The 14,515-nt window shown below is 59.9% G+C and carries 15 protein-coding genes; 5 read left to right on the top strand and 10 right to left on the bottom strand.

The annotated features are described in order from the left end of the window. Position 1: 1 nt before the first annotated feature. The 4 genes from I8E17_RS20885 to I8E17_RS20870 all read left to right on the top strand — a co-directional run bounded on the left by I8E17_RS20885 (position 2) and on the right by I8E17_RS20870 (position 3,890). On the top strand, positions 2-892 hold the full coding sequence (locus I8E17_RS20885) for an ABC transporter substrate-binding protein (protein ID WP_069610478.1): 891 nt from the start codon (positions 2-4) through the stop codon (positions 890-892). Next, complete coding sequence (locus tag I8E17_RS20880; RefSeq protein WP_112723419.1) at positions 889-1,833, top strand: amino acid ABC transporter permease; 945 nt, start codon at positions 889-891, stop codon at positions 1,831-1,833. The genes I8E17_RS20885 and I8E17_RS20880 overlap by 4 nt, the downstream gene beginning before the upstream one ends. Beyond that, a complete protein-coding gene (locus tag I8E17_RS20875; RefSeq protein WP_275950141.1) occupies positions 1,830-2,633 on the top strand; it encodes an amino acid ABC transporter ATP-binding protein in 804 nt (267 codons plus the stop codon). Before I8E17_RS20880 ends, I8E17_RS20875 begins: the two co-directional genes overlap by 4 nt. A gap of 75 nt (positions 2,634-2,708) precedes the next feature. After that, positions 2,709-3,890 carry a M20 aminoacylase family protein gene (locus I8E17_RS20870; protein WP_069610392.1) on the top strand — a complete coding sequence of 394 codons (1,182 nt, stop codon included), beginning with the start codon at positions 2,709-2,711 and terminating at the stop codon, positions 3,888-3,890. A gap of 173 nt (positions 3,891-4,063) precedes the next feature. Here I8E17_RS20870 and I8E17_RS20865 read toward each other — a convergent pair whose 3' ends face one another. Beyond that, on the bottom strand, positions 4,064-4,240 hold the full coding sequence (locus I8E17_RS20865) for a hypothetical protein (RefSeq protein ID WP_173004573.1): 177 nt from the start codon (positions 4,238-4,240) through the stop codon (positions 4,064-4,066). A 156-nt stretch (positions 4,241-4,396) separates the two neighbouring features. Beyond that, entirely contained in the window at positions 4,397-5,407 is a 1,011-nt protein-coding gene (locus tag I8E17_RS20860; protein WP_069610391.1) for a hydrogen peroxide-inducible genes activator, read from the bottom strand. A gap of 342 nt (positions 5,408-5,749) precedes the next feature. Here I8E17_RS20860 and katG point away from each other — a divergent pair, with 342 nt between their 5' ends. Then, positions 5,750-7,948: a catalase/peroxidase HPI gene (katG, locus tag I8E17_RS20855; protein WP_069610390.1), complete on the top strand. Its 2,199-nt coding sequence runs from the start codon at positions 5,750-5,752 to the stop codon at positions 7,946-7,948. Between the two features lie 96 nt (positions 7,949-8,044). Here the strand turns inward: katG and I8E17_RS20850 are convergent, their stop codons facing one another. The 8 genes from I8E17_RS20850 to I8E17_RS20815 all read right to left on the bottom strand — a co-directional run bounded on the left by I8E17_RS20850 (position 8,045) and on the right by I8E17_RS20815 (position 14,491). After that, positions 8,045-8,914, bottom strand: a complete 870-nt coding sequence (locus I8E17_RS20850; protein WP_229002174.1) for a PhnA-like protein — start codon at positions 8,912-8,914, stop codon at positions 8,045-8,047. Between the two features lie 129 nt (positions 8,915-9,043). After that, a complete protein-coding gene (locus I8E17_RS20845; RefSeq protein WP_069610388.1) occupies positions 9,044-9,562 on the bottom strand; it encodes a DUF992 domain-containing protein in 519 nt (172 codons plus the stop codon). Positions 9,563-9,617: 55 nt separating this feature from the next. Next, positions 9,618-9,902 (bottom strand): BON domain-containing protein, encoded by a 285-nt coding sequence (locus I8E17_RS20840; protein WP_069610387.1) that lies wholly within the window; start codon positions 9,900-9,902, stop codon positions 9,618-9,620. 47 nt (positions 9,903-9,949) lie between these two features. Continuing rightward, a complete protein-coding gene (locus tag I8E17_RS20835) occupies positions 9,950-10,129 on the bottom strand; it encodes a CsbD family protein (protein WP_069610386.1) in 180 nt (59 codons plus the stop codon). A 194-nt stretch (positions 10,130-10,323) separates the two neighbouring features. Next, a complete protein-coding gene (locus I8E17_RS20830) occupies positions 10,324-11,826 on the bottom strand; it encodes a PAS domain S-box protein (RefSeq protein WP_069610385.1) in 1,503 nt (500 codons plus the stop codon). Between the two features lie 115 nt (positions 11,827-11,941). Beyond that, positions 11,942-12,949 (bottom strand): aldo/keto reductase, encoded by a 1,008-nt coding sequence (locus I8E17_RS20825; protein WP_069610384.1) that lies wholly within the window; start codon positions 12,947-12,949, stop codon positions 11,942-11,944. Positions 12,950-13,112: 163 nt separating this feature from the next. Further along, entirely contained in the window at positions 13,113-13,418 is a 306-nt protein-coding gene (locus I8E17_RS20820; protein WP_176727953.1) for an alkylphosphonate utilization protein, read from the bottom strand. 152 nt (positions 13,419-13,570) lie between these two features. Then, entirely contained in the window at positions 13,571-14,491 is a 921-nt protein-coding gene (locus I8E17_RS20815) for an alpha/beta fold hydrolase (protein ID WP_229002173.1), read from the bottom strand. Positions 14,492-14,515 lie beyond the last annotated feature (24 nt).

Genomic DNA, 14,515 nt, shown 5'->3' with positions numbered 1-14,515 from the left:
CATGTCGCTGAAGAAAATGACCTACGTCGCCCTGGCAAGCCTGATGATGCCGGGTGCTGCCTTTGCCGAGGATGCGAGCTTGCCGAAACTTTCGGTCAACAAGGACCTGCAGGCCAAGCTGCCAGAGGCGATCCGCACCTCCGGCAAAATGATTTCCGTCAACAACGGCTCTTTCCCTCCCTATGAAATCGTCACCGGCACCAAGCTGACCGGCGCCAGTGCCGATCTGACCGATGCGATCGGCCAGGTGCTCGGCGTGAAGATCGAGCATGAAAGCGTCAGCGGGCTGCCTGCGATCCTCGCCGGCATCAACTCCGGCCGCTATCAATTCGCCTTCGGCCCGATCGGCGATTTCAAGAGCCGCGAGGAAGCAAACGACTTCGTCGACTGGGTACAGGAATTCGTCATCTTTGCAGTGCAAAAAGGCAATCCAAAGGGCATCACCTCGCTCGACAGCGCCTGCGGCCAGCGCATCGCCGTCATGGCCGGAGGATCGGCAGAAAAGGTGATCCAGGTTCAGGCCGAGAAATGCAAGACGGATGGTAAGGGCGCGATCGAAGTCCAGTCCTTCACCGATCAGCCGAGCTCGATCCTCGCCGTCCGCTCAAAGCGCTCCGATGCCTTCTTCTCCTCGCAGGCCCCGCTCACCTATTTCGTCTCGCAGGCGAACGGCCAGCTGGAACTGACAGGCGTCGGCCAGAAGAACGGCTTCGAGGATCTCTATCAGGGTGCCGTCGTGCCGAAGGGCTCGCCTCTCGGACCTATTCTAAAGGATACCGTCAAACTTCTCATGGACAACGGCACCTATGCCGCCATCATGAAGAAATGGGGCCTTGAGAACAATATGATCAAGGAACCCGGTATCAATCTTGGCGGGACATTGCCGAAATGAGTACGAAATCCAGAAACAACGCATCGCCTTCCGGCGATGCGTCGGCACGGGATGTGGCGAATGCCCACACACCGTTCGCGAAGGGTCGTGTGGCGGCCTGGGTCGTCACGCTTGCGATCGCAGCCTATTGGGCGTGGTCGGTCGCCCACAATGAAAACTTCGGCTGGCATGTCGTCGCCCAGTACTTCTTCGATCCCGTCGTCATCAGCGGCCTCTATGTCTCGCTCGGCCTGACCGTCGTCGCCATGGCGCTCGGCATCGCCTTTGGCCTGCTTTTGGCGATCGCCCGCATGTCCAAGGACAGGCTGGCAAGCACGCTCGCCTCGCTGTTCATCTGGTTCTTCCGCGGCACGCCGCTGCTCGTGCAGCTGATCTTCTGGTACAATCTTTCGACGCTCTTCCCGACGCTGTCGATCGGCATTCCCTTCGGACCTACCTTCGTCAGCTGGGACACGAATTCAGTCATCAGCCCGATGACGGCGGCGATCGCCGGCCTCGCTCTCAACGAAGCCGCCTATATGGCCGAGATCATCCGCGGCGGCCTGCTTTCGGTCGACAGAGGCCAGTTCGAGACCGCCGAAGCATTCGGCATGACGAAAAGTCGGGCTCTGCGCCGCATCATCATCCCGCAGGCCATGCGCTCCATCGTACCGCCGACGGGCAATCAGCTCATCAGCATGATCAAGGCGACCTCGCTCGTCAGCGTCATCGCCATGGCCGACCTGCTCTACTCCGTGCAGTCGATCTACAACCGCACCTTCGAAGTCATTCCGATGCTGCTCGTCGCCGTCATCTGGTATCTGCTGATTACCTCGGTGCTCAATATCGGCCAGAGCTATATCGAGCGCTATTACAGCCGCGCCGACCGCCGCACCGGCGGGACGAAGGCGGCAACGGAGAGCGCGCCAGCGCTCGTGCCGGCGCAGGAGGCGGGCCAATGAACGCTCCGATGAACACACCAAACAGCACCGTTGCCGACCTGCCGCCGCTGGTGCGGGCGCGCAACGTCCACAAGTCCTTCGAACATCTCGAAGTTCTGAAAGGCATCGACCTCGATGTGGCGCCAGGCGAAGTGGTCGTCATCCTTGGCCCTTCCGGTTCCGGCAAGTCAACCTTCCTGCGCTGCATCAACCATCTGGAAGCGATCAATCGCGGCTCTATCGAAGTCGATGGCGAGCAGATCGGCTACCAGCTGAACAAGGGGCGGCTGCTCAAACTATCCAACCATGCGATCGCGCTGCAGAGGCGCAAGATCGGCATGGTGTTCCAGCAGTTCAATCTCTATCCGCATATGACGGCACTGCAGAATGTCATCGAAGCGCCGATCGGCATCCATGGCGAGAACCGGAAGCAGGCGACGGAGAATGCGTTGGCACTGCTTGACCGCGTTGGCTTGTCAGCCAAGGCTCACAATTATCCGCGCCAGCTTTCTGGCGGCCAGCAGCAGCGCGTCGCAATCGCCCGAGCGCTGGCGATCAAGCCGAAGCTGATGCTGTTCGACGAGCCGACTTCGGCGCTCGATCCGGAGCTCGTCGGCGAAGTGCTCGCCACAATGCGCGACCTTGCCAAACAGGGCTTAACAATGATCGTCGTCACCCATGAGATCGGCTTTGCCCGCGAGGCTGCCGACCGTGTCGTCTTCATGGATGGCGGCAAGATCGTCGAGCAGGGCAGACCGGAGGATGTAATCGGCAATCCGCAGCATCCGCGCACCAGAAGCTTCCTGTCGCGCTTCATCTAGCGCGACACACATATCATCAGTGAAGCCCGCACGCTCTATGGCGGATGGCGGCTCAAGCGAACTATTGGAATAGCCATGACCCTCGACAACGATTTCGCCCGCCTTTCCGACTTCGAGCCGATGAAAGCCGAACTGACAGACATTCGCCAGCATCTGCACGCCCATCCCGAGCTGTCTTTCGAGGAGGCGGAGACCGCGCGCTTCGTCGCCGAGAAGCTGGAAGCCTGGGGCTATGAAGTCACCCGCAATGTCGGCGGCCATGGCGTCGTTGCGCGCATGACGGTAGGAGCCGGCAAGAAGAGCATCGCGATCCGCGCCGATATGGACGCGCTGCCGATCACCGAGCAGACCGGCAAGCCCTATGCCAGCAAGGTGCCCGGCAAGATGCATGCCTGCGGCCATGACGGCCACACCACGATTTTGCTAGGGGCTGCCGAATATCTCGCTCGTACCCGCCACTTCAACGGCACTGTAAACCTGATCTTCCAGCCGGCCGAAGAGGCGGGAGCGGTCAGCGGCGCTCCCGCGATGATCAAGGATGGCCTCTTCGAACGCTTTCCCTTCGACGTCATTTATGGGCTGCACAATCATCCGGGCGCGCCGGAAGGCACCTGGCTGTTGCGCTCCGGCCCGCTGATGGCCGCCGCCGATACGGTCGAAATTACAATCACAGGCAAGGGCGGCCATGCTTCACGCCCGCATCTGACAATTGACCCGGTGGTTGTCGCCTGCAATCTCGTCGTCAGTCTGCAGACGATCGTTGCCCGCAGTGTCGACCCGACGCAGACGGCGGTCGTGACCGTCGGCGCCATCCACGCCGGCGAGGCTTCGAACGTCATTCCGGAGAGCGCGAGGATGCTGCTCACGGTCCGCTCCTTCGATCCGAAGGTGCGCGAGCTGCTTGAAGCCCGTATTCGCAAGCTGACGGCTTCTATCGCGGATGGCTATGGTGCAAGTGCAGAGATCGACTATGTCCACGGTCATCCGGTCGTCGTCAACTCAGAGAAGGAAACGGAATTCGCGCGCATGGTGGCCGAAGAACTTGTCGGCGCTGATAAAGTCACCACCTGTGGCCTGATTCCCGGCAGCGAAGATTTCTCGCATTACCTGGAGCATAAGCCCGGCAGCTTTCTGCGCCTTGGCAATGGCTTGAATTCAGCCATCCTCCACAGCGCCAAATATGATTTCGCCGATGAAAGCCTCACCGTCGGTGCGGCGATGTGGGCACGCCTGACCGAGCGTTATCTCGACGCCTGAACCTATTCTTATCTCTATCGCACGAGGAACCGACGACGCGACAATAAACGATAGCCCTGGCAATAAGCCGGGGCTGGTCCGTTTTCTGGAATGTCATGGAAAAAGCGGAATGCGATGCTTTCAATAGCGCCGCCAGACCTGCGAGCGCAGTGCGATTCCTGCCTTTATAAATATTACTTATCGAGTGATCCGCGACTATCGCCCGTTGCAGGCGCTGTATTTGCAGGCGTTTCAGTGCGCAGCCCGGTTTCCAGCTGCACATTCCGAGTCTGCATTACCCGCCATTCGTTTTCGAGGCGATCAATCACATACGTAGGAATTTCATTTCTTACGCTTTCAAGCTCTTGCATCACGACCTCCATTGTCATGCGTTACTGGCATGACATGGAGGAGTTTCTTTGTAAATCAAGCTATTAAAATATTTAAACGATTAAAATATTTTCAATCGTTTGAAATATCACCTTCTGTGGAAAAGATTCCAACAGCGTTAATGCACGATGCGGAGCCTACCGGCGCGGAGCCGGGCCATCGACGGTGCCAAAGCCGGGGCGGCGGGCAGCCGCCGGTTGCAACCGGGCTTCGAGCTCCAGGTCTTGCGCGCGCCAGATCGAATCGTGCTGCTCGCGCATGGCATCGGCCGCCTCGCGGACCACTTCGGAAATCTGCAGAAGCTGCTTGGCGAGCGGGCTCGTCCTGCGCCAGATCATGCCGATAGTGCGTGAGGGCTGCGGGCTTTGAAAGCGCACCGTCGACACCGAGGCCGAGCGGGTTTCCACCGCTACCGCCATCTCCGGTATCAGAGTGACGCCGATGCCGGCGCTGACCATCTGCACCAGCGTCGACAGCGAACTACCGTCCATCAGCTCCCGCGGCAAGGCTGAATGGATATTGCAGAAGGAGAGCGCCTGATCGCGAAAGCAGTGCCCTTCCTCCAGGAGCAGCAGCCGCATTTCGCGAAGCGCCTCGCGGTTGGGCACCGGCTTGCCCTCGTCCTCGCTCGGCCGCACCAGTACGAAGTTTTCCGCAAACAACGGCACTTCCGTGAGCGATGTTTCGGAGATCGGTAGGGCGACGATCGCGGTATCCAGCCTCCCCTCCTCCAGCTCCTCGACCAGTTTCGAGGTCAGGGTCTCACGCACATGGATATCAAGCCCGTCATAGATACGGGTGAGGCTGCCGATGATGCTCGGCAACAGATAGGGCGCGACCGTAGGGATGATGCCGATCCGCAACCGTCCCACGGGCTGATTATGCGATGCGCGGGCAAGATCTCCCAGCTCGTCGACGGAGCGCAGGATGTCGCGGACGCGAATCGCGAAAGCTTCTCCGAAATTGGTCAGCCGGACCTGGCGCGCGCCTCTTTCGAAGAGGTCCGTGCCGAGCTGCTCCTCCAGCTCCTTGATCTGCATCGACAAGGCGGGCTGAGAGATCGCGCATAGATCTGCCGCGCGTCCGAAGTGGCCGAGCCGGGCCAGCGCTTCGAAATAACGAAGCTGTTTGAGCGTGAAGTTTGCCATAAGCTCATCTTATCGTGCCAATCAGGAAATCCAACTTAAATTAATGAAAAGGCTTGGCTATAGTGCCGCGGCAGAGATGAGATGCGGCCGCCTGTCATACGAAGCTCATATTGAGACCATTGACTGCGTTCAGTTCATCGATGCACGGGCCGGTCGGAAGGCAGGGGACCCCAAGCTTTGCCTGCTTCCACGTCTCCGTTTCACGCGAGGCCAGAACAACGAGAGATTCATGCGTCTGACATGTCGCTGCCATACCCGTTTTAGAACCGGGGCATTTCCCGGCGGGCGGGCAAAGCTCCTTCTCCGGTCGTCACACATCAAATCATCGTAAGGGAGAGTATCATGGACACAAAAGTCGAAACTGCCGGAAAATGTCCGTTTCCGCATGGAAACACGAGTGTTTCCGCGCGTTCGAACCGGGACTGGTGGCCGAATCAACTGAACCTTCGGATTCTTCACCAGAATTCGGCCCTTTCCAGCCCGATGGGCAAGGCGTTCAACTATGCCGAGGAATTCAAGAAGCTCGATCTGGAGGCCCTGAAGAAGGATCTCACCGCCCTTATGACGGATTCGCAGGATTGGTGGCCGGCCGACTTCGGTCACTACGGTCCGCTCTTCATCCGCATGGCCTGGCATAGCGCCGGCACCTATCGCACGGGCGACGGCCGCGGTGGCGCCTCCTCCGGCACGCAGCGTTTCGCGCCGCTCAACAGCTGGCCGGACAACGTCAACCTCGACAAAGCTCGCCGCCTGCTCTGGCCGATCAAGCAGAAATACGGCAACAGCATCTCCTGGGCCGACCTCATGATCCTCACCGGCAACGTTGCGCTGGAATCAATGGGCTTCAAGACCTTCGGCTTCGGCGGCGGTCGCGAAGACGTCTGGGAACCGGAAGAAGACATCTATTGGGGCGCGGAAGAGACCTGGCTCGGCGACAAGCGCTACACCGGCGACCGCAATCTGGAAAACCCGCTCGCTGCCGTGCAGATGGGCCTCATCTATGTCAATCCTGAGGGACCGAACGGCAATCCGGATCCGCTTGCAGCCGCACGCGACATCCGCGAGACCTTCGCCCGCATGGCCATGAATGACGAAGAAACCGTCGCCCTCATCGCCGGCGGCCATACCTTCGGCAAGACCCATGGCGCAGGCGATGCAGCCCATGTCGGACCTGAGCCGGAAGCAGCCGGCATCGAGGAGCAGGGCCTCGGCTGGAAGAACAGCTTCGGCACTGGCAAGGGCGGCGACACGATCGGCAGCGGTCTCGAAGTCACCTGGACCTCGACACCGACGAAGTGGAGCAACAACTTCTTCTGGAACCTGTTCGGCTACGAATGGGAACTGACGAAGAGCCCGGCCGGCGCGCACCAGTGGGTGCCGAAGCACGGCGCAGGCGCCGGCTCGATTCCCGACGCGCACGACAAGTCCAAGCGCCACGCACCGTCCATGCTGACGACCGACCTCGCCCTGCGCTTCGACCCGGCCTATGAGAAGATTTCCCGCCGCTTCTTCGAAAATCCGGACGAATTCGCCGACGCCTTCGCCCGCGCATGGTTCAAGCTGACCCATCGCGACATGGGGCCTCGCGCCCGTTATCTCGGTCCGGAAGTGCCGAGCGAAGAGCTCATCTGGCAGGACCCGATCCCCTCGGCCGATTATGCATCGATCGATGCCAATGATGTCGCTGCCCTCAAGGCCGAGATCGCCGCATCGGGTCTCACCGTCCCGCAGCTGGTTTCGACCGCCTGGGCTTCGGCTTCGACGTTCCGCGGTTCGGACAAGCGCGGCGGCGCAAACGGCGCTCGCATCCGCCTTGCTCCGCAGAAGGACTGGGAGGCTAACCAGCCAGCCCAGCTCGCTTCCGTGCTGCAGACGCTCGAAGGCATCCAGAAGAAGTTCAACGATGCCCAGACCGGCAGCAAGAAGGTATCGCTCGCCGATCTCATCGTTCTCGGCGGCTCGGTTGCTATCGAACAGGCTGCGAAGAAGGCTGGCCATGACGTGGTCGTACCCTTCGCTCCCGGCCGCACCGATGCGACGCAGGAACAGACCGATGTGGACGCCTTTGCCGTTCTCGAACCGATCGTCGACGGCTTCCGCAACTACCAGCGGCAGGCCTACACCGTCTCTTCCGAGGAGCTGCTGATCGACAAGGCACAGCTGCTGACGCTGACGGCGCCGGAAATGACCGCCCTCATTGGCGGCCTGCGTGTGCTGAACGCCAATGTCGGTCAGAGCCAGCATGGCGTCTTCACCAAGCGTCCGGAAACGCTGACCAACGACTTCTTCGTGAACCTCCTCGACATGGGCACGGAGTGGAAAGCCGTTTCGGATGCCAAGGACGTCTTCGAGGGTCGCGATCGCGCAACCGGCGACGTGAAGTGGACCGCGACGCGCGTCGATCTCGTTTTCGGCTCCAATTCGCAGCTCCGCGCGATCGCCGAAGTCTACGGCCAGTCCGATGCCGAGAAGAAGTTCGTCCAGGACTTCGTTGCGGCATGGACCAAGGTCATGAATGCCGACCGCTTCGACATCGCTTGATGTGAGCTGAATTATGATCCGGGCGCGGCTTGCTTCAGGCCGCGCCCGGATCATGTATTTTTACAACGCTTCCGCAGCGGAGCGGCTTTCTCCCCTCTAATACTCGTCGCGATTGGCGGCAGCGGCCCAGATGGCACCGACCCACGCGGCCGCGATTGCGAGCACAAGAGCAAAGCAGGCGACGAAAGCTCCGGCCGAGACAAGCTTCGCGGCAACCGCGCCTGCCTGAACAGCTTGAGCCTTGGCTTTATCGATGGCCTGCTGGTACTGCTGCTCGTATTGAGCCACCTCGTTCTTCGCCTGATCGACCGGAATATTCTGCGCGCGAGCCAAAGCGTCCGCGGCACGGGCACGTGCCTCATCGGCCTTGGCAGGATCGCCGGTCAACACGGCTTGAACGGAGACGGCCGCCGCCTGGCGCAATGCCTGCGGGTCATTGCCGCTGTTGCGGATCTGCTCCTCGATCGTATCAATGGGATTGGGCATGCTGCCCATAGCCGGCGCAGCGCCGACTGCTACTGTCTGAACTGTCTTACCAGCACCGGACAGGAGTTCGGTCACTCCACTGAAAGCACCGCCAACCACGGTTCCGATCGATGTGGTCAGCAGATAGATGACAATCAGGGTCGAGACTGCCCAGGAGGCAATCCCATGCATGCTCCCGATCGTTGTGGAGATCGATCGCGAAAGCCGGCTTGCGATATAGCCGCCGACGAAGGACGCAATCAGGCCTGAACCGATGAACCAGGCGGCGCCGGAAAGCGAGGCCGCGAGCCCGGGCGCATTCTGGCCACCGCCGGGATTGACGATGGCTGCGCCGATGCCGATGCCCAAAAGGTTAAGCACAATCTGCACGGCAAGCGCCACCGCGCTCGCCGCAAGGATCGCACCCCAGGATGTTCGGCGCATGATCGGCATATCTTCGGATGTCGTGAAAGGGGGATTGTAGCTGACGGATTCACTCACGGAACTGACCTCGCGACAAGTTTATAGGAGCGGATCGCAATTTGCTAACCCGCTGACTTTTTGAATTACTAATGGCCATGGAGGTGGCAACGGCGCGTTTGTGGATGGCGTCGCCGTTGCCGGCTCCCGTCAGCTGGCAGGGCTCAGCTGCAGGCGCGAGACCCCCGCCGCCACGTTGAGGCCAGTACCGGCCTCCGCGCTCAGCGGCTGGAGGGCAAAATTCTTGGCATTGCCGCCGATCAGGACATTGGCGCCGAGACCCAAGCCGACGGAAGCGCCTGCCGAGGCTCCAACATAGGTGCCGGCCAGAGCGCCGTCCCCGATACGGGTCGGAGCGGTATTCAACACGACCCAGCTCAAATAGCTCTTGCCGGTGATTCCAACGTCGATCCCGAGCTTGCCGATCGTGCCGGCATAGCGCTCGACCTTGCCGGTGCGCTGCTTGAAGGTACAGCTGACCTTCCTGCTGGAGCCAAGAATCATCCCGACCCCGCCTGCGACTTCGCAGGAGAGCGTGCCGAGACGCTCCTTCGGTTCAGAGGCGACCTCTGGCGATCTCTTCTTCGGATGATGATGGATGCCAGCAGCGGCGGCAACCGAGGCAAAGGCAACGGAAATGGTCGCGGCCACAATGATCAATCTTTTCATGATTTATCCTTCAGGAGCTTGAGCGCAGTCGTCTATCCGGCCTGCACTCGTGTGGCTAAGCGCCGGTCTCGAATGGATCCGGCGATCCCCGATCGGCGCGGATGACTATGTTGTTGATGATGCGAATTCCGGCATATTCGCCGGCAATATCGAGTGCCTGCGCGCGAGCTTCGTCGGACGACGCGATGCCTGACAGGACAATTGCACCCTCCGTCGCGGCAACCTCGATATGCGAGTCTTCGAGCCCTTCGGCGTAAGCGATCAGGCAGCGGATAGCCGTGCAGGTTGCGCAGCTATCAGACGATGTCGTCAGCGATGACAGGTTGGCTAGAAAAAGCATCGGAAGCCTCGGCAAATCGCGGGAGCATGTTCGCGAGCGGAAAAGCTTTAGCGAAGCGCGTTCTTGATAATGTCCTTGGCCTTGCCGACCTTGGCCTGGATCTTTCCTTCGACCTTTTCGGCTGCGCCTTCCGCCTGGAGCCTGTCGTTGCCGGTCAGCTTGCCCGCAGCCTTCTTGATAGAGCCGCTTGCTTCCTTGACTGCGCCTTTGATGCGATTCTCGTCCATTTCTGATCTCCTTGAGCTTTGTTTCAATAGAGGAGGCATCGGCATCGGCCGAAGCCATGAACAATGAATTAGGGCGGCAATGGGCGCGCTTGCAGAGCAGAATCTACTATTCGCGTTAGTAGAAAATAGCCTTTTTTGGGCTGCGATATGCCTTTCTGCACCGGCGGCGCCGGCTGAAAGCAGAAAGCGCCAGTCTATTTCGACTTCTTCCCCTTCGAGGCCGTCGGCAAGCCGGTGAAGCCGCGCTCTCTGGCCCAGATCACAGCCGCCGAGCGTCGGTTGACGCCGATCTTAGCATAGAGCGATGCAACATGGTTGCGGATGGTATTCCTGGAGAGGTGCAGCGTCTCGCTCATTTCCGCATCGCTTTGGCCTCGGCAAATCAAGGCCAGGATCTCCCTTTCGCGGTCGCTGAGATCGAGAAGCTGCGCCGAGGGCACCTTTCCATTCGACACCTGCCGCAGGGTCGCGAGCCGATCGACGACCGAGCGGCTGAACCAAGAGGTGTCGGCCATCACGCTTTCGATGGCTTCGATCAGTTCGGCTTCGCTGCGCCTGCGCTCGGTAACATCCTGCAATGACCAGATGACACATTGTTGGTCGTTGATCTCGACACGCTCGGCGGAGACCAGGCAATCCGCAACGCTGCCGTCTTTTTGAGTCATCCGCATCAGCTCGTCGCGAAGCGGGATATTGTCGACCAGTTTGCGCTCCATCGCCCGCCGGGCGGCGACCTCGCCCCAGAGGCGCAGCTCGCCCGCCGCCTTGCCGATGACCTCCTCCAAGCTGTAGCCGCAAAGCTGCAGGAAGGCGTCGTTGACCTCGGTGAAGACGAAATCCTCGAGGCGCGAAATGGCCGCCGGCGCCGGTGAAAGCCGGAACGATTTCGAAAAGCGCTCCTCACTCTGACGCAGTGCATTCTGCGCCTTTCTTCGTGCGTCCAGATCGGCGAAGGTGAACAACATGCAGGCCTCCTCGCCGACCGCGATGGGCTCACCGGCGACGACGACGAGCCGGTCGCCACTATCGGGCAAAGGGATCAACGCCTCGCGCTGGCGGATCAATCGGCCTTCCAGAAGCTTCGCCAACGCATCCTCGCCCGTATCGCAGTTGGCAAACAGACCCATTTCATCCACGGACTTCCCGATGACATCTTCCTTCGCATAGTTCGTCATTTCGACGAAACCCTGGTTGACCCGGATAAAGCGAAGGTCGTCGAGGCGGCAGATCAAACCGGGCGCCGGATTGGCATTGAACGCTCTCTCGAAGCGCTCCTCCGCCTCGAATAGCGACGTCTCGTCGCGAATGATAAGGGCAAGCACATCCGGACGGGCGCCGGCATCGGCAATAACCAGGCTGCGAACCGTGTGAACCCAGACGAGATCCAGATTGGCAACGGGCGATATTTCGACAGTCACCTCCTCGACCGTTTCGCCCTTCAATAGGCGCTCGATCGGGTATTGCCCCTCTTCCAGCAGATGGTTGTTGCGGTAGCGCAGCGTGAAAGCCTGCCTGTAGCCCGCTGCATCGCCGCCCAGCTCCTCGATGGTCGAGATTCTGTGCATCTGCAATGCAGCACTGTTTGCCCAGGAGATTTCTCCCTCGGGATCGAGCAGGATGATGCCGTCGCTCAACCCGGCAACGAGCTCGCGCAAGACGTTTCGGTTTACGTTCAGCTGCTGTATTCCATCGCTCATGCAATGCCTCATATGGACGACTGGCGACTTTAGATAGGAAGACCAGCCGACAAGAGAAGCGATTGCGACGACAGCACATGCCGCTGCCAGCCGGAAAACGGCCTCAGACCATTCCTCAATCTACACAGCTCAGGGGCGCGGCGTTCTGCAACGTCAGCGGTAGGGCAATGACGGGATTCGGGATCGTAAGCGCATCCAGCGTCGCCGTCTGTTCGGGAGAAAGCCGGACATCGAGCGCGCCGATATCCTCGTCGAGTTGTTCCAGCGTATGGATGCCGATAATCGTCGAAGTTACGCCACGGCGTCCCATTGCCCAGGCAAGGGCGACGCGTGCGGTTGTCGTACCGAGTTCATCGGCAACGCGGAACAGGGCGTCCACGATTTCAAGGTCCTGCTCGTCGGGCCGTTGCATCAATTGCGCTGCATGCCCTGTTCTTGCGCCCGCATTGTTGGCGCGCGTATATCGACCGCTGATGAGGCCACCGCTCAATGGCGAATGAGAGACGACGCCAAGCCCCAGCCCGCGCGCCAAGGGAATGAGCTCGATTTCAAATAGCCGTGCGGCAAGCGAATATTCGATCTGCAAACCGATGAATGGAGCCCAGCCGTTGGACTGCGACAGGAGATGGGCATGCGCCACCTTCCAGGCCGGCGTATCTGAAATGCCGAAATAACGCAGCTTTCCCGATTGAACGAGATCGTGGAGCGCCTCCAGCATTTCTTCCAAAGGCGCCTGTATGTCCCAATTGTTCAGCCAATAGAGGTCGAGATAGTCGGTGCGCAGCCGACGAAGGGTCTCCTCGAAGCCGTCGACCACGGCTTTGCGGCCAAGCCTTTCGCCATGTCGCGCGACATCGAATTTGGCGGCGATGACAAGACGATCGCGCTGGATCGAGTTTTGTGCGACATAGCTGCCGACGACCGTCTGGCCGCCCGCTTTCATCGCTCCGTTGCCGGTATCGAGATAGTTGCCACCGAGTTCGAGATAGCGCGTCAGGATCGCCGCAGGCTGATTTTCATGCGAATGCCGGATGAACCCCTTATCGAAAGTCATGGTTCCGAGCGCAAGCGGACTGACGCGCAACTCCGAGCGGCCGAGTGCGGCATAGTCTTCAAGATGCATGCATAATCCCCTAGCCGGCCTGCAACCGTTACATACCCGTACAGGTTATGTAAAAGCATCCAGCGAAGGAGATAAGCACCAATTTCCAATTTTACAATTCGGGAATCCGGATAATCGGCCCGATACCGTTCAATTTTGCAATTGCGAAGAGGGAGGAACAGTTCTAGCGCTTGCGTATGAACTCGGTGCGAAGAACCAAACCCTTGATCCCGTCGTAACGGCAATCCACTTCTTCAGGATTGTCGGTCAGTCGAATCGACTTGATAACGGTACCCTGCTTCAAAGTCTGATTGGCGCCCTTCACTTTCAAATCCTTGATGAGGGTGACGGAGTCGCCATCGGCGAGGACGTTGCCGCTTGCATCGTGGACGACAGGCCCCGTAGCGGCGGCAGCGGCTGCCATCTCCGCAGCAGGTCGCCACTCGCCTGTCACTTCGTCATAGACATATTCGTCATTTTGGCTGGTCATGCCAAACTCCATCCTACGGGTTTCTAGAGCATTCCAAGGCCGGCAAATGCCTGGCTTTCATCTCATTCACGATCTGTGAATGGCATCTACCCGAGACGATCATCCCATGCAACAAGCGCGGAGCGAGGAGCCGATGCGGACACTTGGCTTTACTATTTCAGCTCGGCTGCCGGCCAGGGATTACGGCCCTCCCGAAGCCACGAAAGCGTATCGACCCAGAAACCGGCAGCATGGCTATCGTGAAAGAGGCCGAAATGGCCGATTGCATCCCGACCGAAATCAGCCGGACGGAGCAGCACCGGCTGGCGTTGCGCGCCGGTATAGTAATTCAGTGTGCGGCGAATTGCCGGTACGGTGCCAAGTTCGTCGTCCGAAACCGCAACGGCCAGGATCGATGCTTTGACGGCGCTCATTCGCCGTAGCACCTCCCGCCTCTCGCCCACAGGATGGCTGCGCTCGAACCTGGGGCCACGAAAACTCCACTCGTTTGCCACGCCTTTCGGCAGATCCTCCAGCCAGCCAAGCCGCCGGCCCGGGAAATAGCCGCAGAGCGCGGTCATCGCAGGCATAGCCACATGCCATTTGAGGAACAGAGCGGCCCGCCTGCTCGGCATGTAATCGCCCCACCAGGCATATTGAGCTCCGACCGTCAGCATCCTGTTGATCTTCGGGGCGTTCTCAGCCAATCCCGGCAGGAATCCGCCGACGCTATGACCCACCACCAAAAGCGGACCGTTGCGGCGGTGATCGGACATCAGCCGAAGCGCGGCATCGAAATCCTGCTCGCCCCAATCCCGCCAGCGATAACGGGATCCACGCAGCCGTTGCGGGCGCGACTGGCCGATGCCCCGATAATCGAAGGTCAGGACATCGAACCCATGCCGCGCCAGGAATTGCGCATAGCGGTGATAATAGCGTGCGAGAACTCCGGTGGCCGGGTTGATGATGACGCTGCCTTCCGGCCTTTTCGTCTCCGCCAGCCAAAGGCGGCCACCGAGAACGACGTCATCCCGACAGGGGATGGAAATCGAAAGACTGTCTTCATTCAAGGATGGTCGAGGTTGCTGGCTCATGGGCGCCAAGATGGGACGATCGCC

Origin of the sequence: Rhizobium sp. AB2/73 (genome assembly GCF_020871915.1) — a bacterium.
Taxonomy (GTDB): Bacteria; Pseudomonadota; Alphaproteobacteria; order Rhizobiales; family Rhizobiaceae; genus Rhizobium; species Rhizobium dioscoreae.
Note: the sequence above shows the minus strand (reverse complement) of the source record. Positions and strands in the feature narration are given on the sequence as shown.